22 protein-coding genes, 1 tRNA gene and 1 riboswitch are annotated in these 23,898 nt (G+C 53.3%); of the genes, 14 read left to right on the forward strand and 9 right to left on the reverse strand.

All coding sequences use genetic code 11. From position 1 onward, the window contains the following. The first annotated feature begins 7 nt into the window (after positions 1-7). Positions 8-784 (forward strand): zinc transporter ZupT, encoded by a 777-nt coding sequence (zupT, locus tag RTX30_RS14485; protein ID WP_312690859.1) that lies wholly within the window; start codon positions 8-10, stop codon positions 782-784. 35 nt (positions 785-819) lie between these two features. Here zupT and RTX30_RS14490 read toward each other — a convergent pair whose 3' ends face one another. Continuing rightward, a complete protein-coding gene (locus RTX30_RS14490) occupies positions 820-993 on the reverse strand; it encodes a hypothetical protein (protein ID WP_312690860.1) in 174 nt (57 codons plus the stop codon). Positions 994-1,232: 239 nt separating this feature from the next. Then, complete coding sequence (ribB, locus tag RTX30_RS14495; protein WP_312690861.1) at positions 1,233-1,886, reverse strand: 3,4-dihydroxy-2-butanone-4-phosphate synthase; 654 nt, start codon at positions 1,884-1,886, stop codon at positions 1,233-1,235. A gap of 106 nt (positions 1,887-1,992) precedes the next feature. Continuing rightward, positions 1,993-2,142: riboswitch (FMN riboswitch) on the reverse strand. Between the two features lie 122 nt (positions 2,143-2,264). Between ribB and ubiK the strand changes: the two genes are divergently transcribed. The 3 genes from ubiK to RTX30_RS14510 all read left to right on the forward strand — a co-directional run bounded on the left by ubiK (position 2,265) and on the right by RTX30_RS14510 (position 5,093). After that, the gene (gene ubiK, locus RTX30_RS14500) at positions 2,265-2,561 is read left to right on the forward strand and encodes a ubiquinone biosynthesis accessory factor UbiK (RefSeq protein ID WP_312690862.1); all 297 of its coding nucleotides are present in this window, start codon (positions 2,265-2,267) and stop codon (positions 2,559-2,561) included. Positions 2,562-2,723: 162 nt separating this feature from the next. Continuing rightward, positions 2,724-3,353, forward strand: a complete 630-nt coding sequence (locus RTX30_RS14505; protein ID WP_312690863.1) for an OB-fold-containig protein — start codon at positions 2,724-2,726, stop codon at positions 3,351-3,353. Positions 3,354-3,371: 18 nt separating this feature from the next. Further along, the gene (locus RTX30_RS14510; protein ID WP_312690864.1) at positions 3,372-5,093 is read left to right on the forward strand and encodes a flotillin family protein; all 1,722 of its coding nucleotides are present in this window, start codon (positions 3,372-3,374) and stop codon (positions 5,091-5,093) included. Positions 5,094-5,135: 42 nt separating this feature from the next. On the opposite strand, the gene hldE is transcribed toward RTX30_RS14510, so the two are convergent. From hldE to RTX30_RS14525, 3 genes are read right to left on the reverse strand one after another with little or no spacing between them, the layout of a single operon-like run. Beyond that, positions 5,136-6,566 carry a bifunctional D-glycero-beta-D-manno-heptose-7-phosphate kinase/D-glycero-beta-D-manno-heptose 1-phosphate adenylyltransferase HldE gene (gene hldE, locus RTX30_RS14515; protein ID WP_312690865.1) on the reverse strand — a complete coding sequence of 477 codons (1,431 nt, stop codon included), beginning with the start codon at positions 6,564-6,566 and terminating at the stop codon, positions 5,136-5,138. Positions 6,567-6,612: 46 nt separating this feature from the next. Further along, positions 6,613-9,462, reverse strand: a complete 2,850-nt coding sequence (glnE, locus tag RTX30_RS14520) for a bifunctional [glutamate--ammonia ligase]-adenylyl-L-tyrosine phosphorylase/[glutamate--ammonia-ligase] adenylyltransferase (protein ID WP_312690866.1) — start codon at positions 9,460-9,462, stop codon at positions 6,613-6,615. A gap of 18 nt (positions 9,463-9,480) precedes the next feature. Then, on the reverse strand, positions 9,481-10,782 hold the full coding sequence (locus tag RTX30_RS14525) for an inorganic triphosphatase (protein ID WP_312690867.1): 1,302 nt from the start codon (positions 10,780-10,782) through the stop codon (positions 9,481-9,483). A gap of 239 nt (positions 10,783-11,021) precedes the next feature. Here RTX30_RS14525 and RTX30_RS14530 point away from each other — a divergent pair, with 239 nt between their 5' ends. Together RTX30_RS14530 and RTX30_RS14535 are read left to right on the forward strand one after the other, a co-directional pair. Then, positions 11,022-11,636 carry a TIGR04211 family SH3 domain-containing protein gene (locus RTX30_RS14530; protein ID WP_312690868.1) on the forward strand — a complete coding sequence of 205 codons (615 nt, stop codon included), beginning with the start codon at positions 11,022-11,024 and terminating at the stop codon, positions 11,634-11,636. Positions 11,637-11,703: 67 nt separating this feature from the next. Then, positions 11,704-12,945 (forward strand): multifunctional CCA addition/repair protein, encoded by a 1,242-nt coding sequence (locus RTX30_RS14535; protein WP_312690869.1) that lies wholly within the window; start codon positions 11,704-11,706, stop codon positions 12,943-12,945. Between the two features lie 11 nt (positions 12,946-12,956). On the opposite strand, the gene bacA is transcribed toward RTX30_RS14535, so the two are convergent. Both bacA and folB read right to left on the reverse strand, forming a co-directional pair. Further along, positions 12,957-13,775 carry an undecaprenyl-diphosphate phosphatase gene (gene bacA, locus RTX30_RS14540; protein ID WP_312690870.1) on the reverse strand — a complete coding sequence of 273 codons (819 nt, stop codon included), beginning with the start codon at positions 13,773-13,775 and terminating at the stop codon, positions 12,957-12,959. Between the two features lie 107 nt (positions 13,776-13,882). Continuing rightward, a complete protein-coding gene (gene folB / locus RTX30_RS14545; RefSeq protein ID WP_312690871.1) occupies positions 13,883-14,251 on the reverse strand; it encodes a bifunctional dihydroneopterin aldolase/7,8-dihydroneopterin epimerase in 369 nt (122 codons plus the stop codon). Between the two features lie 162 nt (positions 14,252-14,413). Between folB and plsY the strand changes: the two genes are divergently transcribed. Beyond that, positions 14,414-15,028 (forward strand): glycerol-3-phosphate 1-O-acyltransferase PlsY, encoded by a 615-nt coding sequence (gene plsY, locus RTX30_RS14550; RefSeq protein WP_312690872.1) that lies wholly within the window; start codon positions 14,414-14,416, stop codon positions 15,026-15,028. 29 nt (positions 15,029-15,057) lie between these two features. On the opposite strand, the gene tsaD is transcribed toward plsY, so the two are convergent. Next, positions 15,058-16,071, reverse strand: a complete 1,014-nt coding sequence (gene tsaD, locus RTX30_RS14555) for a tRNA (adenosine(37)-N6)-threonylcarbamoyltransferase complex transferase subunit TsaD (RefSeq protein WP_312690873.1) — start codon at positions 16,069-16,071, stop codon at positions 15,058-15,060. 238 nt (positions 16,072-16,309) lie between these two features. Between tsaD and rpsU the strand changes: the two genes are divergently transcribed. The 3 genes from rpsU to rpoD all read left to right on the forward strand — a co-directional run bounded on the left by rpsU (position 16,310) and on the right by rpoD (position 20,442). After that, a complete protein-coding gene (gene rpsU, locus RTX30_RS14560) occupies positions 16,310-16,525 on the forward strand; it encodes a 30S ribosomal protein S21 (RefSeq protein ID WP_001144069.1) in 216 nt (71 codons plus the stop codon). A gap of 166 nt (positions 16,526-16,691) precedes the next feature. After that, a complete protein-coding gene (dnaG, locus tag RTX30_RS14565) occupies positions 16,692-18,437 on the forward strand; it encodes a DNA primase (RefSeq protein ID WP_312690874.1) in 1,746 nt (581 codons plus the stop codon). A gap of 157 nt (positions 18,438-18,594) precedes the next feature. After that, positions 18,595-20,442, forward strand: a complete 1,848-nt coding sequence (rpoD, locus tag RTX30_RS14570; protein ID WP_312690875.1) for an RNA polymerase sigma factor RpoD — start codon at positions 18,595-18,597, stop codon at positions 20,440-20,442. A 62-nt stretch (positions 20,443-20,504) separates the two neighbouring features. Here the strand turns inward: rpoD and mug are convergent, their stop codons facing one another. Then, positions 20,505-21,011 carry a G/U mismatch-specific DNA glycosylase gene (gene mug / locus RTX30_RS14575; protein ID WP_312690876.1) on the reverse strand — a complete coding sequence of 169 codons (507 nt, stop codon included), beginning with the start codon at positions 21,009-21,011 and terminating at the stop codon, positions 20,505-20,507. Positions 21,012-21,136: 125 nt separating this feature from the next. On the opposite strand from mug, the gene RTX30_RS14580 reads away from it, so the two are divergent. From RTX30_RS14580 to RTX30_RS14595, 4 genes are all read left to right on the forward strand, one after another. Beyond that, positions 21,137-21,212, forward strand: a tRNA-Ile gene (locus RTX30_RS14580). A 339-nt stretch (positions 21,213-21,551) separates the two neighbouring features. Next, positions 21,552-22,001 (forward strand): PH domain-containing protein, encoded by a 450-nt coding sequence (locus tag RTX30_RS14585; RefSeq protein WP_409429819.1) that lies wholly within the window; start codon positions 21,552-21,554, stop codon positions 21,999-22,001. Between the two features lie 361 nt (positions 22,002-22,362). After that, complete coding sequence (locus RTX30_RS14590; protein WP_312690877.1) at positions 22,363-22,713, forward strand: DUF1304 domain-containing protein; 351 nt, start codon at positions 22,363-22,365, stop codon at positions 22,711-22,713. 251 nt (positions 22,714-22,964) lie between these two features. After that, on the forward strand, positions 22,965-23,855 hold the full coding sequence (locus RTX30_RS14595; protein ID WP_312690921.1) for a benzoate transporter: 891 nt from the start codon (positions 22,965-22,967) through the stop codon (positions 23,853-23,855). Positions 23,856-23,898 lie beyond the last annotated feature (43 nt).

The raw sequence follows: 23,898 nt of genomic DNA on the forward strand, positions 1-23,898 counted from the left end.
GTGAGACATGTCGGCCCCCTTGATTCTGACCTTATTAGCTGGCGCCGCCACCTTTATCGGCGCGTTTTTGGGCGTATTGGGTCAGAAACCGTCTAACCGCCTGCTGGCTTTTTCCCTCGGTTTTGCCGCCGGGATCATGCTGCTTATCTCCCTGATGGAGATGCTTCCCGCCGCACTGGCAACGGAGAACATGTCGCCAATGCTGGGCTATGGCATGTTTATTATTGGCTTGCTGGGCTACTTCGCGCTGGATCGCCTGCTGCCACATGCACATCCGCAGGATCTAACGCAGGGCTCGCAAAAAAGTTTCCCGCACGGTATTCGCCGCACCGCCATTTTGCTCACGCTCGGCATCAGCTTGCACAATTTTCCTGAAGGGATTGCGACCTACGTGACCGCCAGCAACGACCTGGAACTGGGCTTTGGTATCGCCTTTGCGGTGGCCTTACACAATATTCCTGAAGGACTTGCCGTTGCCGGACCGGTTTACGCCGCCACAGGATCAAAACGCACAGCGGTGTTCTGGGCGGGGATTTCAGGTCTGGCGGAGATCCTTGGCGGTGTGCTGGCGTGGTTGCTGCTGGGAACGCTGGTTTCACCTGTCGTCATGGCGGCTATTATGGCGGCGGTGGCAGGGATTATGGTCGCGCTTTCAGTGGATGAATTAATGCCGCTGGCTAAAGAGATCGACCCCAATAACAATCCAAGCTATGGGGTTTTGTGCGGTATGTCGGTGATGGGATTAAGCCTGGTCGCCCTGCAAGCAATGGGGATAGGTGGATAACACGCCTGCTGCCCGGGATCGTCGGGCAGCGATGCTTACTCCCCCTGCCTGCTGCCTCTGACTTTCTTCAAATCTTCCATTACACGCTGGTACGCCTGATACAACGCCTCGCGATCGTGCCGGCAGGCTTTATTGTTGCGTTTAAGCGCATGAATATAGATAACAATGACCAGAACAATAAGCAGTAGCCAATACCAGGAAATAAACATTGCAACCCCATCTAACCGTTTGGCAAAAATAGCAGTCGTAATCAAAATATTACTTTTAATTTAATGGGTTATCCGAGAATAAAACCAATTTTCTCGCCATCCACAATGATTACCACTTTATAAGTAGAGGGGTGAAATTTCAATGCGTGCGTACCAGAAGCTCGCCAAAGTTTGATACAGAACAGGCAAAAAAAATCCGAAGCGGGTGGCTTCGGATTTATTATTATGCCGCGGGAGTATTAGCTGGCTTTACGCTCATGCTCCAGGCGATACGCCACCAGATCTTCAATGGTCACGACCGCCATATTATGTTGTTTAGCGAACGCAATGCACTCTGGCGCGCGCGCCATGGTGCCGTCATCATTGGTCAGTTCGCACAACACACCTGCAGGTTTAAAACCCGCCAGCGTGACTAAATCGATAGTGGCTTCAGTGTGACCGCCACGGGTCAGCACACCGCCCGGCTGCGCACGCAGCGGGAAAACGTGGCCAGGGCGATTCAAATCAGCTGGTTTCGCGCCATCCGCAATTGCTGCACGAACCGTCGTGATACGGTCAGCGGCGGAAACACCAGTCGTCACACCGTGTGCCGCTTCGATGGTCACGGTAAAACCGGTGCCGTAAGCGCTGGTGTTGTTTTCAACCATCATCGGCAGATCAAGCTGTTTACGGCGCTCTTCGGTCAGGCACAGGCATACAATGCCGCTGCCGTGGCGAATGGTAAGCGCCATCTGCTCAACAGTCATGGTTTCGGCGGCGAAAATCATGTCGCCTTCGTTTTCACGATTCTCGTCATCGAGAACCATCACACCACGGCCTTCGCGTAGTGCAGCAAGCGCATTTTCAATGCGTTGGAATGGCGTGCCAAAAGAACAAAGCAGCGTCTGATTCATGGTAAAAGACCTCAATAAAGTTATGGTTACCAGAATCAGGGCAGTCTTAGGAGTGTCGCAATGCGGCAAAAAAATAACGCGAGCGGGCATCATTGCCCGACAGAATCGTTACTCTCTCCCATCCGGACTTTAACCGTCGGCCCCGGAATTACACCGGATCTGCTGACCTTCAGGCGTTAGCCTGAAGCGCTCGCGGGCTTTCAGCAACTGCTGATTTACCGCCGGTGGGGAATTTCGCCCCGCCCTGAGAATAAGCGGGATAACTATAACGCCATTGATTACCTTCGGCAATGCATAAGCTTCAAACAATTCTGGTTTATCACCTGGTGTTATCACACTACAATAAGTGCATGAACCTATCCGAACAGGGAACCCAAAATGATTGACCCAAAGAAAATTGAACAAATTGCGCGTCAGGTTCACGAATCCATGCCGAAAGGGATCCGTGAGTTCGGGGAAGACGTCGAGAAAAAAATCCGCCAGACGTTACAGGCGCAGTTAACCCGCCTCGATCTGGTCAGCCGCGAAGAGTTCGATGTACAAACGCAAGTCCTGCTGCGCACGCGCGAAAAACTGGCGTTGCTGGAACAGCGTCTCAGCGATCTGGAAAATCAGGGCCGCACGGCAGAAGTCAAACCCGCACCGGCGATCCCGCCCGTCGATTCTCAGCAGTAAGCACAACGGGCCTTACGGCCCGTTGTTGTCTCTGGCCCACCGGCGTCCTGTCTTGCGGCCTATCTACCAATTATGACGGGTATTTAGGCTTTGCATGCTCAAAGCACGCGGGATAGCATAGTCTGGTGAGGATGATGCGGTGAAACCCCCAGAGAGCGCAGGATGCAACTACTTTCCGAATATAACAGCCCCTATTTATTTGCCATTTCGCTCGTCATATTTATTGGCCTGCTGGAAGTTATCTCGCTTATTTTCGGCAGTATGCTTTCCGGTATTATCGACACGCATATCAGCGACTCCGATTTCCTTAGCTCTGGCCACATCGGTCAGGCCCTGCATTACCTGAATATAGGCCGAATCCCCTCATTGATTATCGTGTGTCTGCTGGCGGGCTATTTTGGTCTGCTCGGCATTCTTATCCAGCATGGCTGGATAACGTTGTGGCAAACGCCGCTGACGAACCTGTTGCTGGCACCTGTTTGCTTCCTGCTAGCCTGCGTAGCCGTGCATTACACCGGGCGGGCCATCGCGCCCTGGCTGCCGGTTGATGAGAGCAGCGCAATTACCGAAGATCGCTTTATAGGCAAGATGGCGATGATTACGGGTCATAACGCAACACAGGGCAGCCCATGTGAAGGCAAATTCACCGACGAATTTGGCCAGACGCATTATTTACTGCTGGAGCCAGAAGCAGGACACACATTTCACAAAGGCGACAAGGTGCTGATAATTTGTCGCTTATCCGCAAGTCGCTATTTAGCTGAACCCAATCCCTGGCCAAATCATTTGTAAATCCAAGGAACAACAACAATGGAAAGTATTATTAATACACTGCCCTCAGGGGTTTTTGCCGCGTTAGTGGCAGCAATTGTCATTCTGGTGGTGGGGATTATTTTCGCCAGGCTGTACCGCCGGGCTTCTGCCGAGCAGGCGTTTGTTCGTACCGGCCTGGGCGGGCAAAAAGTGGTAATGAGCGGCGGTGCCATCGTAATGCCGATCTTCCACGAAATCGTTCCTATTAATATGAATACGCTGAAGCTCGAAGTGAGCCGCTCGACTGTCGACAGCCTGATCACTAAAGATCGTATGCGTGTCGATGTGGTCGTCGCTTTCTTTGTGCGGGTGAAACCCACAGTTGAAGGGATCGCCACCGCAGCACAGACGCTCGGCCAGCGTACGCTGTCGCCGGAAGATTTGCGCATTCTGGTGGAGGACAAGTTTGTCGATGCACTGCGTGCTACCGCCGCACAGATGACCATGTACGAGCTGCAGGACACGCGTGAAAACTTCGTGCAGGGCGTGCAGAACACCGTGGCGGAAGACCTCACCAAGAATGGTCTGGAGCTGGAAAGTGTCTCGCTGACCAACTTTAACCAGACATCGAAAGAGCACTTCAACCCGAATAATGCCTTTGATGCCGAGGGCCTGACCAAACTGACGCAGGAAACGGAACGTCGCCGTCGCGAACGTAACGAAGTGGAACAGGATGTGGAAGTTGCCGTCCGCGAAAAAAACCGTGACGCGCTGGCACGTAAGCTGGAAATCGAACAGCAAGAAGCGTTCATGACCCTTGAGCAGGAACAGCAGGTGAAAACCCGCACCGCCGAGCAAAATGCCAAAATTGCGGGCTTTGAAGCGGAGCGCCGCCGTGAAGCCGAGCAGACACGCATTTTTGCCGATCGGCAGATCCAGGAAAGCGAGATCGAACGTGAACAGGCAGTGAAAACCCGTAAAGTCGAAGCAGACCGTGAGATCAGGATCAAAGAGATCGAGCAGCAGCAGGTCACGGAAATCGCTAACCAAACCAAAGCGATCGCCATTGCGGCGAAATCAGAACAGCAGTCACAGGCGGAAGCGCGCGCCAGCGACGCACAAACCGACGCGGTTCGTGCGCAGCAAAACGTGGAAACCATGCGTCAGACTGCCGTAGCCGATCGTGCCAAACAGGTCGCGTTAATTGCCGCCGCGCAGGACGCAGAAACCAAAGCTGTTGAGCTGACGGTACGCGCCAAAGCGGAAAAAGAGGCAGCGGAATTGCAGGCTGCCGCCATTGTGGAACTGGCAGAAGCAACGCGGAAAAAAGGCCTTGCAGAAGCCGAAGCGCAGCGTGCGTTAAACGATGCAATTAACGTACTTTCCAACGAGCAAACCAGTCTGAAATTTAAACTGGCGCTGCTGCAAACGCTGCCTGCGGTCATTGAAAAATCCGTTGAGCCGATGAAATCCATCGACGGTATTAAGATTGTACAGGTGGACGGGCTTAACCGGGGTGGCGCAGTCGCTCAGGGCGCAACGCTGAGCGCGGGCGGGGGTAATCTTGCGGAGCAGGCACTCTCTGCGGCGCTCTCTTACCGTGCACAGGCACCGTTGATTGACTCATTATTGCAGGAAATCGGTATCACCGGCGGCTCACTCTCTGCGCTGTCGGAACCGTTGAAAAACACAGACCACGCTGCAGCTGCGACCGAAGGCGTGGACGTGGCAGTGAATGATCTGCCGGTCGAACCGGCAACACCGGCTGCAAATCAGTAATAAAAAAGCCCTCGTTAAGAGGGCTTTTTATTATCTTCGCCGTTACTGGCTGTCTTTCTGGATCTTTTTGATGATATTGGTGGTTGAGCAACCGTCTTCAAAGTTGAGTACCAGCACTTCACCGCCGTTAGCCCACACTTCTTCACTGCCAGCAATTTGCTCCGGTTTGTAGTCACCACCTTTGACCAGCAGGTCTGGCAGAATGCCTGCAATCAGGCGCTGCGGCGTGTCTTCTTCGAACGATACCACCCAGTCCACTGCTTCCAGAGCGCTCAGCACAATCATGCGTTGCTCGAGCGGGTTTACCGGGCGGGTTTCGCCTTTCAGGCGTTTGGTGGAGGCATCGCTGTTCACCGCAACAATCAAACGATCGCCCAGCTTGCGCGCATTCGCCAGGTAGGAGACGTGCCCGGCGTGCAGAATGTCGAAAACGCCATTGGTCATCACCACTTTTTCGCCGCGCTTACGCGCCGCCGCGACAGCGTCTTTCAGGTCCTCTTCCGTCATCACGCCAAAACCGGTTTCCGAACGGCCACGTACGGCGTTCTCCAGCTCGATGGGGGAAACCGTCGAGGTACCCAGCTTGCCGACCACGACACCTGCAGCAGCGTTTGCAAAGTAGCATGCCTCTTCCAGCGAATTGCCCGCGGCGAGCGTTGTCGCCAGCACGCCAATTACCGTATCGCCCGCACCTGTGACGTCATACACTTCCTGCGCCTGGGTCGGCATATGCAGCGGCGCTTTGCCCGGCTGCAACAGTGTCATACCCTGTTCTGAACGTGTCACCAGCAGCGCAGAAAGTTCGTAATCGGCAATCACTTTCATGCCGCGTTCAACGATCTCATCTTCGTTTTTGCATTTGCCCGCCACGGCTTCGAACTCAGACAAGTTTGGTGTCAGCAGCGTCGCACCGCGATAACGTTCAAAATCGGTGCCCTTCGGATCGATTAACACCGGAACGCCGGCTTTACGTGCCAGCGCAATCATCTGTTGCACGCTGGCCAGCGCGCCTTTAGCGTAGTCAGACAGCACCAGAGCGCCAATATTACCCAGCGCCTGGCTGATGCGTTCGTGCATCGGCAGCGGATCGACGCCTTCAAAACCTTCTTCAAAATCCAGACGGATCAGCTGCTGATTGCGGGACAGCACGCGCAACTTGGTGATCGTCGGGTGTGTCGGAACAGAAACAAAGTCGCATTTGACGTTAACATCTGCCAGCGCTTTACCCAGCGCGCGCGCTGCATCGTCAATGCCGGTCAGCCCGACCAGACGTGCTGTTGCGCCCAGCGACGCAATGTTCATCGCCACGTTTGCTGCGCCGCCAGGGCGCTCTTCGATCGTATCGACCTTCACCACCGGCACCGGCGCTTCCGGCGAAATACGGCTGGTTGGGCCATACCAGTAGCGATCCAGCATCACATCGCCCACCACCATTACACTGGCTCGTTCAAACTCGGGCAGCGTTACTTTCATTCCTGTCTCCTGAGAGATACAAAATTTGCGCGCGATAATACCATACTTACTGACGGGCGCACGGTTCCACCAGCCACTTCTCCCAGCTTGCTTTGATCAGTGCACGTTCCGCAACAAAGCAGGTGTCCGCCACATTTCCCGGCAATTCCTGCAGGGCCAGATGGTGCAGTTCATCACGTAGCGTGGTGTACGCATGGGTCAACGCCAGCGCCTCCTGCACCTCCATAATGCCGTTTTGCGCCAGCCCTTCGAGAATGCGCACATTATCCGACCAGCGCGTCAGCTTCGGTTTGTCATGGGCATAACGCAGAACCAGGTATTGCGCAATAAATTCAATATCAGTAATCCCGCCTTCATCGGTTTTCAGATCAAAGCGATCTTTCTGCTTATTGCCCAGATGGGCGCGCATTTTTTCGCGCATTTCACGCACTTCCGTTTGCAGCGTGTTGCCATCGCGCGGTGTCATCAGAATATCGCGGCGGATGGCATCGAACTCAGCAGTCAGTTGCGGATCGCCATAGACAACGCGTGCCCGCGCCAGCGCCTGGTGCTCCCATGTCCAGGCTTCGTTTTTCTGATAATCGGCAAACGATTCGGCCGTGGTGACCAACATCCCTGCAGCACCGGAGGGACGCAGACGAGCATCCACTTCATACAAAATGCCGGACGAAGTGCGGGTGCTAAACAAATGCATGACGCGCTGGGCCAGACGCAGATAAAACTGACGGCCATCAATTTCCCGCTCACCGTCGGTCATTACGTCTGACGGGCAGTCATGTAAAAACACCAGATCGAGATCGGAGCTGTAGCCCAACTCCCAGCCGCCCAGTTTGCCGTAACCTACAACGGCAAAACCACGCCCTTCACGATCGCGCAAGTGTGTCGGCTGACCATAACGCACCACCATCTGCCCCCAGGCCTGGTGTACGACAGCATCAATAATCGCCTCCGCCAGCCAGGTCAGGTGATCGCTCACTTTCATCACCGGTAGCGTTCCGGCAATATCGGCAGCAGCCACGCGCAGCAACTGCGCCTGCTTAAACTGCCGTACCGCCTCTAGCTGTTGCTCTTCATCCTCTTCCGGCACGCGCAACAGATATTGCCGTAGCTCGTCGCGGTAGGCATTCATCGCCGTGGGCTGATACAAGGTGTTCGGATCGAGCAGTTCATCCAGCAGGATCGGGTAACGCGCCAGTTGACTGGCGACCATCGGAGAGGCTGCACATAAGGAAATCAGGTGCTTGAGCGCGCCGGGGAACTCACTCAATAACTCCAGATACGTGGTACGGGTAATAATGCCGGTCAGCAGCGGCGTCAGCCGCGACAACGGCACCGGGGCATCAGCACGCGAGCAAACATCGCTCAGCAGGTGCGGCATTAAATGATCGAGGACCTGGCGCCCACGCGGGCCAATGGTGCGTTTGTCCAGCTCTTTGCGAAAATCGGTAATCAGCGCCACCACGCGATGGCGATCATCGTCGGAAAGGTGGGCCAGCACAGGTGTGGTGTCATCTTCCTGAAGCGCATCCTGCCACAATTCGCGCCAGTGTTCAGAGAGAGCCTCTTCCGGCGAATCGGTTTCGTCGTCGCCAATCAGTTCATTAAAAATCCGGCGTACGGCCGCCATATGGCTATCCAGCGTAGCGACCAACGCAGGCCAGTCGGTGACGCCCATTCCCCAGGCAAGCCGCGCACGGTTAAGCTCATCACCCGGCAGCGTCTGCGTCTGCTCGTCATTGATACTTTGCAGTAAGTTTTCCAGCCGCCGCAGCCAGAGATACGCTTCGCGCAGCGTGGTAGCTTCGCCATCCGGCAACAGGTGCAGCTGATCGATAGCAGACAGCGTCGGCAACAGTGAACGGGATTGCAGTGCGGGCTCGCGCCCTCCGCGAATCAACTGAAAGACCTGCACAATAAATTCGATTTCGCGAATACCGCCCGCCCCGAGCTTGATATTGTCTTTCAGGCCACGGCGACGCACCTCTCGGGCAATCATGCCCTTCATATTACGCAGCGACTGGATTACGCTGAAATCAATATAGCGGCGAAAAACAAACGGGCGCAGCATCGCCCGTAATTCTTTGGCGTGCTCGCCATCATCATCGCCCATGATCCGCGCTTTCACCATCGCATAGCGTTCCCAGTCGCGCCCCTGTTCCTGGTAATAATCTTCCAGGGCGGCAAAGCTAAGCACCAGCGGGCCGCTGTCGCCAAAGGGACGCAAACGCATATCGACGCGGTAAACAAAGCCATCCTGAGTGGGCTGGTCCAGCACTTTGATAAGCCGCTGACCGAGACGCGTGAAAAACTGCGCGTTATCCAGTTCGCGTCTGCCGCCACGGGTTGATCCATTTTCCGGCCAGGCGAAAATCAGATCGATATCTGAAGAAAAATTGAGTTCACCGCCGCCCAGCTTGCCCATCCCTAACACCAACATCGGCTGTGCAACGCCCGCCGGGTTGCACGGCGTGCCCCACTCACGGCAACAGGCGTCGTACAACCAGTCCCGCGCGGCCACAATCAGCACCTCGGCCAGCACGCTCAATTGCTGCAGGATGTCCTCTTCCGCCGCCAGCCGCAGCGCCTGAGCCCAGGCAATCCGCACCATCACACGGCGCCGGAACTGGCGCAGCGCCCGCATCAGGGCTGCTTCATCGGTCACGTCTTGCAGCGCGGTGTGCAGTTGCGAAGCATAGTGCTGCCACTCCTGCGCATGGGGCGGCGCATTTTCAAGCTCCGCCAGCCACGCAGGATTCGCCACGATGCTGTCCTGAACAAAGTCGCTGAAAGTGAGCACTGACTGCGCCTGTACGCTAAGCGGTTGCGAGGTCAGTGATTCCGGCAAACGGGAAAATACCGTTTGCCAGTGCTGTGATAACGGCGAAGCGTGCGGCATCCAGGATATCCTTAAAAGTTAGCGTCTTCCGCTGTGCAGCCAGAACGGCTGTTGATTAATAGCGGTATTACGGAAATGCTCAATTTCGATACTCTGCCGGGTAGTGATGGCATGGTACAACCCTTGCCAGTTTTCCAGCCATTCGCTCGCTTGCGCCCGGTCATAAAAACCCGCCAGCAGCAGCGCGCTGTCGATATCGCGCGCCAGGCGCGGTAACTGATCGTGGTAGCTGTCGCCAAGCGGCTGGGCAAACGCGTTTTTCAGCTCTGCCGCCGTGCGCGACAGATGGATGTCCGCAAAGCGTTTGAATGAACCGGCAAATTTCGCCTGCGCTTTTTCATCAAGAAATGCGCGCCAGCCTTGTGACACCAGCCACTCAGTCAGCAGCAGCTTCGCCATTCCCGAAGGGGTATCCCATATCGCAGCCGACGCCGAATCTGCTGAAGTTATTGTGGTTTCGGCCTGGGTCAACAGTTCACGTAAGTGAGCGCTCGCTTTACGAGGAACAATGCCGCCGAACAACACCAGCGTGTGGCGCAACAGCGCAATGGCGCGTAATACATCCTGCTTTGCTTTAGCATTACCGCGCGCCCACAACTCTTCGTGGTACTGCCATTGCGCGAGCGCCAGCTCCAGCGCAGCAGCAAAGCCCTGCTCAACGGTCGCTTTTACCGGGGGTTGCAGAATCGTCGTCGGGCGGATTTCTCGTGGCGCATTGCCCTGCGCCAGATGATAACCTCGCGCCGCTTTGCTCAGACTGCCCTGCCGCAAACCTGAAAGTGAAACAAGCTGACGCGCCAGTTTAAGAATGTCTGCCGCATCGCCGCTCAGCAGTTCCAGCTCCAGTTCACATATCGGCTCTGCAAATTCTCCGGCTTTGACTTCGCCAGAATCGAGGCCAATTTCAATGCGGCTGCTGCCGACATTGACCAGCCATTTCTCGCGTTGAAAATCGGTGCTGAACAGCGGTTGGGTACGCGCCTGCAAGTCAGCTGGCAGCTCGCCTTGCGGCCACACTTCTGCAGGGAAACGCGCCAGATCCAGCTCTGGTTTCTCCAGCGGAATATTGTATTCCGGACGCTGGTGCAACCCGCCAATCACCCGGCCGGCGATTTTGATCGTCATTTCGTATTTGCCATCGAAACCACGAATGCGCAGCCCCATATCATGGCCGCGCAGCCAGTTATCCGGCGTTTCGTAATAGATGTTCAGCAACGGACTGGGCGCAATATGTTCTGCGGTCAGCGTATGGAGATGTTGACGAAGCGTTTCCACGCTCTCGTGATTCACGATAAACTTTAATTCAATTTCCTGAGCCATGGCCTTGCACTTATGGTTATGTCACATCAGTGAAAATTACGGCGAACTAACGCGCCCGATGTTTGTCAGTAGATAGTATTTTGCGTCAAATTGCCATGCAATGCGCAATCTGGCCGCTGCAAAAGTTCGCATAAGTGCACAGTTTGACCTGGAAGATTCCGATTGATGCTGCACGCCGCGTATCGTCAGACTGTTGCCACTGTTTTCCATTCACGTTCCATGAAAATAACGATTAACTGATGCCAAAATTACGCTTAATTGGATTGACCTTATTTGCGCTTAGCGTGTCCGCAGGAACCCACGCGGAAGAAAAACGTTACGTTTCCGACGAACTGAACACCTGGGTGCGTAGCGGCCCGGGAGATAATTATCGCCTTGTGGGCACCGTGAATGCCGGCGAGGAAGTGGTGCTGTTGCAATCCAATAGCGACTATGGCCAGGTGCGCGATAGCACAGGTCGTACCGCGTGGATCCCGCTGAAAGAGCTGAATACCCAGCCGAGCCTGCGCACCCGAGTGCCGGAACTGGAAAACCAGGTCAAGACGCTGACTGATAAGCTCAACAACATTGATAACACCTGGAATCAGCGTACTGCAGAAATGCAGCAGAAGGTCGCGCAGAGTGATGGGGTGATTAACGGCCTGAAAGATGAGAACCAAAAGCTCAAAAACGAGCTGATTGTGGCGCAGAAAAAGGTGAATGCCGCCAACCTGCAACTGGATGACAAACAGCGCACCATCATTATGCAGTGGTTTATGTATGGCGGCGGCGTGCTGGGCGCGGGGCTGATTCTGGGTCTGTTGCTGCCGCATTTGATCCCGAGCCGTAAACGCAAAGATCGCTGGATGAACTAAGCACATTAGCCATCTTCTCTACACTTACGTATTATCTGTCGGCAAAATGACGTATGAGAGGTGGTGGGTGAAGAGTTATCTGGTTGGTGGTGCAGTACGCGATACATTATTAGGCCTGCCAGTTAAAGACAGAGACTGGGTGGTGGTCGGCGCCACGCCGGATGAAATGCAAAAAGCGGGCTACCAGCAGGTAGGCCGCGATTTTCCTGTATTTCTCCATCCGCAATCCCACGAGGAGTACGCGCTGGCTCGTACCGAACGTAAATCCGGCGTCGGTTACACAGGCTTCACTGTCCACGCATCACCTGACGTCACGCTTGAGCAAGATTTGCTGCGGCGGGACTTAACCGTCAACGCCCTGGCGCAGGACGAAAACGGTCACATTATCGACCCCTTTAATGGTCAGCAGGATCTGCATAATCGCATTCTGCGTCATGTCTCCCCGGCATTTAGTGAAGATCCGTTACGCGTGTTGCGCGTGGCGCGCTTTGCTGCCCGCTATGCGCACCTCAGCTTCCGTATCGCTGATGAAACCATGGCCTTAATGCGCGCCATGGCGGAAGCTGGCGAACTGGCGCATCTCACCCCCGAGCGCGTCTGGCAGGAAACCGAAAATGCGCTGCGTACGCGTAATCCCCAGGTTTACTTCCAGGTTTTACGTGATTGTGGCGCACTGGCGGTGCTGTTCCCTGAGGTGGATGCGCTATATGGCGTTCCTGCCCCGGCAAAATGGCACCCGGAAATTGACACCGGCGTGCATACCCTGATGACACTGACAATGGCGGCGATGCTCAGCCCGGACGTTGATGTCCGCTTCGCCACACTCTGCCATGACCTGGGCAAAGGCTTAACGCCGAAAGAACAGTGGCCGCGCCATCACGGGCACGGTCCTGCAGGGGTAAAACTGGTAGATGGCCTGTGTAAACGCCTGCGCGTGCCGAATGAGATCCGTGACCTCGCAAAACTGGTGGCTGAATTCCACGATTTGATCCACACCTTTGCGATTTTGCAGCCGAAAACGATCGTCAAACTGTTCGATTCCATTGATGCCTGGCGTAAACCGCAGCGCGTGGAGCAAATTGCCCTGACCAGCGAAGCGGATGTGCGTGGCCGGACCGGCTTTGAAGCCAATGATTATCCACAGGGGCGTTTATTGCGCGAAGCCTGGCAGGTGGCACGCGCAGTGCCAACAAAAGCGGTAATAGAGGCGGGCTTTACCGGTGCAGGCGTGCGGGAAGAGCTGACCCGCAGGCGAATTGCAGCGCTAGCGCTCTGGAAAGCGCAACGTTGCCCTCAGCCACAGGACTGAGGGCTCAGGCCTTATAAAAAGACCATATACACGGCAGCGGCCACGATAAAACGGTAAATCGCGAAAGGAATAAACGAGATCCGTTTAATCAGGTGCAGGAAGGTTTTGATCGCAATCAGCGCAACGATAAAAGCCGTCACAAAACCGACGGCAAACATCGGGATGTCGGCCATCGTCAGGAAGCCACGGCTTTTATACAGATCCAGTACCGTCGCGCCCATCATCATTGGCACCGCCAACAGGAATGAAAACTCTGAAGCCGCATATCGGCTAACACCCATCAGCATCCCACCAGAAATCGTCGCCCCGGAGCGGGAGAACCCCGGCCATAGCGCCAGACACTGGAAACAACCAATCATAAATGCCTGACGATAGGTAATATCATCCACCCCTTCCGCGCGGGGAACCTTGGGTTTGAGTACTTCAGCGGCAATCAATAAGACACCGCCCACGACCAGCGCATAGGTCACGGTAAGCGGGTTAAACAGGGACTTGATCGCATCGTGGAAAACCAACCCGAGCACCACAGCAGGCACCATTCCCAACAGAATGTGCACCAGCGACAAGCGGCCCGTACCCGTGCCTTCATGCGGCTGACGGCCAAAGTGAATGCCGATTAAACCAAACAGGCGACGCCAGAACATCACCACGACCGCCAGAATAGAACCCAACTGAATCACGACTTCAAACGTCTTTGCCGTATCGCCTTCAAACCCCAGCAAATGCCCCACGATGATCATGTGGCCAGTGCTGGAAACTGGCAGGAATTCGGTAAGCCCTTCAACGACACCCAAAATGGCTGCCACCAGCAACGAATGCATATCGCCCATCAAATAAACCCCTAAGAAGCTATAAAAAACGGCTTACCCCGAGGAGAAGCCGCGAATGACCGCTATCTATGACCTGAATACTAGCGCTTGGTTTAATTATTATGAATTTAAATACTTTCTTTCGGATTTAGGCCACGCTCAATAATGACCCCCACGTTCCGCGCCCGCGCCACCGCCCCCGGTTTACTGAGTTTGATGCGCACCCAGGGCGAATTGAACCGGGCCAGCAGCAATTCAGCGACTTCTTCCGCGACCCGTTCTACCAGCGCAAAACGCGCGCCCTCTACGTGCCCGATAACCACTTCTGCAATGTCGGCATAGCTCAGACAATCTTTGACATCATCGCTTTTGGCGGCGTTGCGGTTATCCCACGCCATTTCGATATCGAACACTAACTTCTGCTCGATGGTCTGTTCCCAGTCGTAAACACCAATGGTGGTGATCACCGAAAGCTGCTCAATAAAAACAATATCCATTACATTCCACCTGCAGTTTGGCTCCAGACTTTTTGCGTCAGGCCGCCTGTTTAGTGGCGGTCTGTCAGATTTGCGCATTACCTGGATACCACTTTCCAGAATTTATGCGTATTATCCACGGATGCAGAGAATAAAACGACATTTTCACAACGGAACAGCGTTATGAGTGCAATCGCGCCTGGAATGATCCTCCTTGCGTACCTTTGCGGCTCAATCTCCAGCGCAATTCTGGTCTGCCGCATCGCGGGTCTGCCGGACCCACGCGAGAGTGGCTCCGGAAATCCCGGGGCGACCAATGTATTAAGAATTGGCGGCAAAGGAGCAGCCGTAACGGTACTGATTTTTGACGTATTGAAAGGCATGCTGCCGGTCTGGGGCGCTTATGCATTGGGCATCACGCCATTCTGGCTGGGGCTGATTGCGATTGCGGCCTGTCTTGGGCATATCTGGCCCGTTTTCTTTAAATTCCAGGGCGGTAAAGGGGTCGCTACTGCGTTTGGCGCCATTGCGCCAATTGGCTGGGATTTGACCGGAGTGATGGCGGGAACCTGGCTGTTGACCGTGCTGCTTAGCGGTTATTCGTCGCTGGGGGCGATTGTCAGCGCGCTGATTGCGCCATTCTATGTCTGGTGGTTTAAACCGCAATTCACCTTTCCGGTCGCGATGCTGTCATGCCTGATCCTGTTACGTCATCATGACAACATTCAGCGGCTGTGGCGGCGCCAGGAAACCAAAATCTGGACCCGGCTGCGGAAGAAAAAGAAAGAACAACCGTGATAATGCCCGGCTCGCCGGGCAATTGCACATCACGCTGCGGGCAGTTCCGCCAGTGGCCAGCGTGGGCGAACGGTAACGCCAAGCCCCGCGTCATTCCCCGCTTTCAGACGCACCATTCCGGCATAAGCAATCATCGCACCGTTGTCAGTACAGAACTCCGGGCGCGCATAAAACACCTCGCCGTGACGCTTTTGCATCATTTCCGCCAGTTTTGCCCGCAATGTGCGGTTTGCGCTCACGCCGCCCGCCATCACCAGCCGCGTAAAGCCGGTGTGATCCAATGCGCGCTTACATTTGATCATCAGCGTATCCACCACCGCGTCTTCAAACGCGCGAGCAATGTCGGCACGCGTTTGCTCATCATCGCCATTGCTGCGGATTGTGTTCGCCGCAAAGGTTTTCAGACCGGAGAAACTAAAATCCAGCCCCGGACGGTCAGTCATCGGGCGCGGGAAAACAAAACGCCCGGCCGTACCCTGCGAGGCGAGTTTAGACAGCATAGGCCCGCCAGGGTAATCCAGCCCTAATAATTTTGCCGTTTTATCAAAGGCTTCGCCTGCTGCGTCGTCAATCGACTCGCCCAACAGTTCATAATGACCAATGCCCGTGACGCTAATCAGTTGCGTATGACCACCGGACACCAGCAAAGCGACAAACGGGAACGCAGGCGGGTTATCTTCCAGCATTGGCGCCAACAGATGCCCTTCCATATGGTGAACCGGAATGGCTGGTACGTTCCACGCAAAAGCCAGTGAACGCCCTACGGTCGCGCCGACCAGCAGAGCGCCAACCAACCCGGGACCTGCGGTATAGGCCACCGCATCGATATCTTTTGCGGTTAAACCGGATTCTTTCAGCGCCGCCTGAATCAGCGGAACAGTTTTGCGCACATGGTCGCGGGAGGCCAGTTCTGGCACTACGCCACCGTAATCAGCGTGCAGTTTTACCTGACTATACAGTTGGTTGGCTAAAAGCCCTTGTTGATCGTCATAGATAGCGATGCCGGTTTCATCGCAGGATGTTTCAATGCCCAGTACGCGCATGGCTCTTTTTACCTCGTTGCAATACCGCGCAGTGTAGGGCGAATGCGGGTCGATGTAAAACTTTGCTCACCCCAGGTAAGGAGTTCGTGTATACTCCTCACCCTTACAAAAGTCCCCTTTCAAAAAGGGCGGCGGTGCTTTACAAAGCAGCAGCAGTTGCAGTAAAATTCCGCACCATTTTGAAATAAGCTGGCGTGAACGCCAGCGGCAAACCGATTTAATCAAAGGTGAGAGGCACATGCCGGTAATTAAAGTACGTGAAAACGAGCCGTTCGACGTAGCTCTGCGTCGCTTCAAGCGTTCCTGCGAGAAAGCAGGTGTTCTGGCGGAAGTTCGTCGTCGTGAGTTCTATGAAAAACCGACTACCGAACGTAAACGCGCTAAAGCATCCGCTGTGAAACGTCACGCGAAGAAACTGGCTCGCGAAAACGCACGCCGTACTCGTCTGTACTAATCTGTTGAGGGCGCATCGCCCTCAATTGCAGACCGAGTTGTAGTTGTAAGGCCGTGCTTCCGAAAGGAATGCGCGGCTTATTTTCGTTTATAAGCTGACATATTCTACGGCTTTCAGGCTGCATCGCAGCGGCATGAAAAACAATGAATATAAATAAACGGGGCCTATGGCTGGACGAATCCCACGTGTTTTTATTAATGACCTGCTGGCACGCACCGACATCGTCGATCTTATCGACGCGCGGGTAAAGCTAAAAAAGCAGGGCAAGAATTACCACGCGTGTTGTCCGTTCCATAACGAAAAAACCCCCTCTTTCACCGTGAACGGTGAAAAACAGTTTTACCATTGCTTTGGCTGCGGTGCGCACGGTAACGCTCTCGACTTTTTAATGAACTATGACAAGCTCGAGTTTGTCGAAAGCGTCGAAGAACTGGCGGCCATGCACAACCTTGAAGTGCCTTTCGAAGCAGGCAGCGGGCCAAGTCTGATTGAGCGCCATCAACGGCAAACGCTCTATCAATTGATGGACGGCCTGAATGCATTTTATCAGCAATCACTGACGCAACCTGCCGCTGAGCCTGCGCGCCAGTATCTGGCAGCGCGCGGTTTGAGCAGCGACATTATTGCGCGATTCGCCGTGGGTTATGCCCCGCCCGGCTGGGATAACGTGTTGAAGCGTTTTGGCGGCAACAGTGAAAACCGCAAATCATTGATCGATGCGGGCATGCTGGTAACAAACGATCAGGGACGCAGTTACGATCGCTTCCGCGAGCGGGTGATGTTCCCCATTCGCGATAAGCGCGGCCGGGTGATCGGTTTTGGCGGACGTGTGTTAGGCAACGATACGCCCAAGTATCTGAACTCCCCGGAAACCGATATTTTCCATAAGGGCCGCCAGCTGTATGGCCTTTATGAAGCGCAGCAGGATAACGATGAACCTCAGCGGCTACTGGTCGTTGAAGGCTACATGGACGTGGTAGCGCTGGCACAATACGGCATCAACTATGCGGTAGCCTCGCTGGGAACGTCGACCACAGCAGACCATATCCAGTTGCTGTTCCGGGTGACGAAAAATGTCATCTGCTGCTACGACGGCGACCGCGCAGGCCGCGATGCCGCATGGCGAGCGCTGGAAACGGCGCTGCCGTATATGAGCGACGGTCGTCAGTTGCGTTTTATGTTTCTGCCGGATGGCGAAGATCCGGACACGCTGGTACGTAAAGAAGGCAAAGAGGCGTTCGAAGCGCGGATGGAGCAGGCATTGCCACTCTCCACGTTTTTGTTTAACAGCTTGTTGCCGCAGGCGGATTTAACCACGCCGGATGGCACCACACAGCTTGCCGCGCTGGCGTTACCGTTGATCAACCAGGTTCCTGGCGAAACGTTACGCATTCAGTTGCGACAGCTGCTGGGGAACAAAATTGGTATTTTCGATGATGCTCAGCTTGATCGATTAATGCCAAAACAGGCGGAAAACGCGACGGTTCGCCCCGCTCCGCAGCTAAAACGTACAACCATGCGTATACTGATAGGGTTATTGATCCAGAACCCGGAACTGGCACCAGCGGTGCCACCGTTAACGGGTTTAGATCAATCCAGACTGCCTGGACTTGGCTTATTTGCAGATGTGGTCAACACTTGTTTGTCACAGCCAGGTCTGACCACCGGGCAGTTACTGGAGCATTATCGCGGCACAAAAGAGGCCGCTACCCTTGAAAAACTGTCGATGTGGGACGATATAGCAGATAAGGACATTGCGGAAAAAACGTTCACCGACGCGCTCAATCATATGTTTGATTCGATGCTTGAACGGCGACAAGAAGAGTTGATAGCTCGCGATCGCACACACGGTTTAAGCAACGAAGAACGCCGCGAACTCTGGCAGTTAAACCAGGAACTGGCGAAAAAGTGAATTCAACGGCTTAAGTGCCGATAACCGATCGGGTAGATCCCGACAGCCGCGATGAGGGCCAGCGGCAAAAATATAAATATACCCTCGCGTTAAATGTTGGCGGTTTATTTCGCTGACCGACACCAACCCTCATGAATTTAAGTGTGGATACCGTCTTATGGAGCAAAACCCGCAGTCACAGCTGAAGCTTCTTGTTACCCGTGGTAAGGAGCAAGGCTATCTGACCTATGCCGAGGTCAATGACCATCTGCCGGAAGATATCGTCGACTCCGATCAGATCGAAGACATCATCCAAATGATCAACGACATGGGTATCCAGGTGATGGAAGAAGCACCGGATGCCGATGATTTGTTACTGGCTGAAAACTCCAACAACACTGACGAAGACGCGGAAGAAGCTGCTGCACAGGTGCTTTCCAGCGTTGAGTCTGAAATCGGGCGTACTACCGACCCGGTGCGCATGTACATGCGCGAAATGGGCACCGTTGAACTTCTGACCCGCGAAGGCGAAATTGACATCGCCAAACGTATCGAGGACGGGATCAACCAGGTTCAGTGCTCTGTTGCCGAGTACCCGGAAGCCATCACCTATCTGCTGGAACAATACGATCGTGTTGAAGCTGAACAGGCTCGCCTGTCCGATCTGATCACTGGTTTTGTCGATCCTAACGCTGAAGAAGACATGGCGCCTACGGCGACCCACGTTGGTTCTGAACTGTCCAGCGAAGAGATGGATGACGACGACGATGATGAAGAAGACGAAGATGGCGACGACAACAGCGACGATGACAACAGCATCGATCCTGAACTGGCGCGCGAAAAATTCGCCGAACTGCGTTCTCAGTACGAACTGACCCGCGACACAATCAAAGCAAAAGGCCGTAGCCACGCTGCTGCCCAGGAAGAGATCCTGAAGCTGTCTGAAGTGTTCAAACAGTTCCGTCTGGTGCCAAAACAGTTCGACTACCTGGTGAACAGCATGCGTACCATGATGGATCGCGTGCGTACCCAGGAACGCATCATCATGAAGCTGTGCGTTGAACAATGCAAAATGCCGAAGAAGAACTTCATTACGCTGTTCACCGGCAACGAAACCAGCGAAACCTGGTTCAACGCAGCCCTGGCCATGAACAAACCGTGGTCAGAAAAACTGCACGAAGTCACGGAAGATGTTCAGCGCGGCCTGATGAAGCTGCAACAGATTGAAGAAGAAACGGGCCTGACGATCGAACAGGTTAAAGACATTAACCGCCGTATGTCTATCGGCGAAGCGAAAGCCCGCCGTGCGAAGAAAGAGATGGTAGAAGCGAACCTGCGTCTGGTTATCTCTATCGCCAAGAAATACACCAACCGTGGCCTGCAGTTCCTCGATCTGATTCAGGAAGGCAACATCGGTCTGATGAAAGCGGTGGATAAGTTTGAATACCGCCGTGGTTATAAGTTCTCAACTTATGCAACATGGTGGATCCGCCAGGCAATCACCCGTTCCATCGCGGATCAGGCGCGTACCATTCGTATTCCGGTGCATATGATTGAGACCATCAACAAGCTCAACCGTATTTCCCGCCAGATGCTGCAGGAAATGGGGCGTGAACCGACGCCGGAAGAGCTGGCTGAGCGCATGCTGATGCCGGAAGACAAGATCCGTAAGGTGCTGAAAATCGCCAAAGAGCCGATCTCCATGGAAACGCCGATCGGTGATGATGAAGATTCACATCTGGGTGATTTCATTGAGGATACGACCCTCGAGCTGCCGCTGGATTCTGCGACAACTGAGAGCCTGCGCGCGGCCACGCACGATGTTCTGGCTGGCCTGACTGCTCGCGAAGCGAAAGTCCTGCGTATGCGTTTCGGCATCGATATGAACACCGACCATACGCTGGAAGAAGTGGGTAAACAGTTTGACGTCACCCGCGAACGTATCCGTCAGATCGAAGCAAAGGCGCTGCGTAAACTGCGCCATCCGAGCCGTTCTGAAGTGCTGCGTAGCTTCCTCGACGATTAATTCGTTACGTCATAAGATGAAAAGCTCCCGTCAGGGAGCTTTTTTTTGCCTCTTGCCCTGCGCTAAAGCCCACGCGAGACCAGCGCGTCATCCAGTTCCCGATAAGCTTCTACCAGCTTATCCAGCGTAGCGCGATTTAACCCACTTGGATTCGGCAGCACCCATACCTGAGTAACGCCGATTGTGATCTGCTGTTTACCCCATGAAACACCGCGCACGCTGAATGCCTGTTCAAACGCATTTTTGCCGAGGATCGCTAATGCTGCCGGCTGATAATCTTCGATCTTCTTGATCAACGCCCTGCCGCCAGTACGTAGTTCATGAAGATCCACTTCGCTGGCCTGTACGGTCGGCCTTTCTACCAGCATTGTAATGCCGCAGCGGGTATCGAGGAGATGGCGTTCATCTTCCGGACGCAGCAAAGCATCGGTAAATCCGGCCTGGTGGATCACTTTCCAGAAACGATTACCCGGGTGGGCAAAATGAAAACCAGTATGGGCGGAAGATTTGCCAGGATTGATGCCACAAAACACCACGCGTAACCCCGGCTCAAGAATATCGTGGATCATACCCACCTCCTGATGAATACAGTAAAACCAAGTATAAGGGATTGATAACAGGTTGTTTATAAAAACAACAGCCAGGCGATTCCTGCTGGATTGCAGGGATAAGTTACTTTATAATTCCCCGCCACGGCCCCTTAGCTCAGTGGTTAGAGCAGGCGACTCATAATCGCTTGGTCGCTGGTTCAAGTCCAGCAGGGGCCACCAAATTTTAGCTTTAAAATCATATGATTAAGCCACCTCTCACGGTGGCTTTTTTGTTTCTGTTTTTCAGAGTGACGATAAAATGGCAGCATAATGCCTTCACACCCAGAAATTGCCATAGCAATTCTATAAACAACAGACTGTCCACTGGCGATGTAAATGTTATAGGGCGTAGTATGCGCATAAAAAATAGCTTAAGGATTTAGCATGTTGGATTACAGAACAGCGACCAAAGATGAACTCGAGGCGGAAATGAAGCGTCTCGCGGCAATGGTTTGTGATACAGCTTTTAGTACCAAAAAAGAGTTCTTTTAGCTTCCCAAAATCCTCAATGTAGATGAGGTGCCGCTTGCAATTGCGAGTGGTTCGATGGATGGTCATACATGGCTGATCACGCTGACCAGCCAGCGCATAATTCTTCTTGATAAAGGGATGTTTTATGGCCTGAAGCAAGTTGATATTAGCCTGGAGGATATTGTCAGTGTAAGTGGTTCCACGGGGTTCACGTTGGGAGAAATTACCATTTCGACCGCTGCGCAAAACCACACGATCAAAAATGTGTCGAAGTTATGTGTTGGGCCTTTTACCAATGCAGTTAATGCCTTCAGGAACATTATTCAGTCTCAGAAACAACCAGGTAATATTCATCAGATAAACGAAACACATACCGCAGATGATGTTATCGACAAAATGGAGCGGCTTGCGAAACTGAAGCAAGACGGCATTTTGACTAAGGAAGAATTTACGCAGCAGAAACAACGTATTCTTAATGCCCACAATGTTAAGGAGTAGGCAATGTTCGCTTGCCAACAGTGAGCGAGTATTTATGCTGTTGGCCGTTACCGTGAGCACTTCCTGTATACGAATAAAGTCAGTCGGATATGCGAGAATCTTTTGAAAGGATTTGCGAAAGTAGCCTTATGCTTGCTGCGAGAAGAAAGAAACACCCATTCTAATAATATAAAAACCCGTTATCCCCCTGTCGCGAAGAAATATTTTACGTGCGGGGGTTGATTTTATCTCTTATAGAAACTTATCGGTTTATAACATCCCCAACTGACATCGCTATTTTGTTTTTCGTTCCGGCCTGCTTTTGTTCTGCTCGCTATCACCTATACTCTGTCTCGTCGACTCCACTGGATAAGGTTGCACCGTGTTAGCGAATGTACTCATCACCCTCGTCGCTGTGATTCATATTTACATTCTGATCCTCGAAATGTTCTTGTGGGATACACCCGCAGGGCGCAAGGCGTTTAACATGCAGGCCGATTTTGCACGGGACACAAAAACGCTGGCGGCGAATCAGGGGCTGTACAACGGATTCCTCGCTGCGGGTTTGATTTGGGGATTATCAGTTGGGGAAGACGGTGTGCAAATCAAGCTCTTCTTTCTGAGCTGCGTTTTGATTGCCGGTCTGTTCGGCGCGGTCACCGCCAGCCGCAAAATACTCTATGTACAAGCACTGCCTGCGCTGTTGGCGATTATTGCGCTACTGGTTCAGTGACGTGAGCTGAGCAATGAAGCGCTAATAAATGTAATGCATGATCCCGCAATAAGCCTGCCTGGCGGATGTTTTTGCCCATATATGAGTACAGGCATCCAGCCACCTCGTTGTTCAATATTAATCCCGTTTGATTTCGCTTAAGTGGCACCGCAACTCCCTGCATATTTGCTTTTGTCCTGTCAGACTTTACTTACCATCCTCAGTGAAGGAGAATTCACCCCGGTCAATTAGGGTGAAATAAACGAAGAATCATTGGTCAAAATACAACCGAGAATACCACCATGATTTATGATTGTTTTTTATATTATGATGAAGACATGTTGCTTGATATTCGTTTGAATACACTTGCAAATGTTGTTGATTATTTTGTGATTGTGGAATCGAAACATACCTTTACAGGTAAACCCAGAACACTGCACTTTGACAAAGAAAAATTCTCCGCTTTCAAAGATAAAATTATTTACGTGGTGCATGATCAGCCGCCGATCATGAAAACGTCCGCGCAGAATACCCATGAAGTCGATGCCTGGGCTAACGAAGCCGCACAGCGAAACGCCATTATGCACGGCCTAAAAGATGCAAAAGACGATGACCTGATTCTGGTTTCAGACGTCGATGAAATTTTCTCGCCACAAGCTATTAAAGCCATCAATCCCGACAAGCTTTGCACAAAGCTGCACATGGGATTTTATAATTACCAGTTCAATCTTCAGGTATTTAATAAGGATGGAACGCCGCGACAGTGTACATTGCCTGGAGCGACCTCATTACACAATCTGAAGGGCTATTTTGGCGGGAAACCGGAAGATTTTCGCAACCTTAAAAAATCCGGGTTACACCGGGGTTTTATTGCAAAAACACTCTTCAAATTCCGCAGCGAAGTGGTAACGAACGCGGGATGGCACTTCTCGTGGATTATGACGGCCGAACGCATTTCGGAGAAGATGTCGAGCATTTCTCATACGGAATACGATCTGCCGCATTTGAATAATCAAACGCACATTGTTGATGCGCTCACGCATGCAAAAGATATCTGGGGACGCGATCGCCTGATGGTGCCTCAGCCACTCACCAAAGAGAAGTTTCCGGCCTGGCTGGTGGATAACGCCGACCGGTTTGCCGCGTTTATTAGTGTGGTGTAATGGTATAAAAACGAACGCCCAGACGCAGCGGGCTTAGCAAACC

Source organism: Kosakonia sp. (assembly GCF_032052965.1).
GTDB lineage: Bacteria > Pseudomonadota > Gammaproteobacteria > Enterobacterales > Enterobacteriaceae > Kosakonia.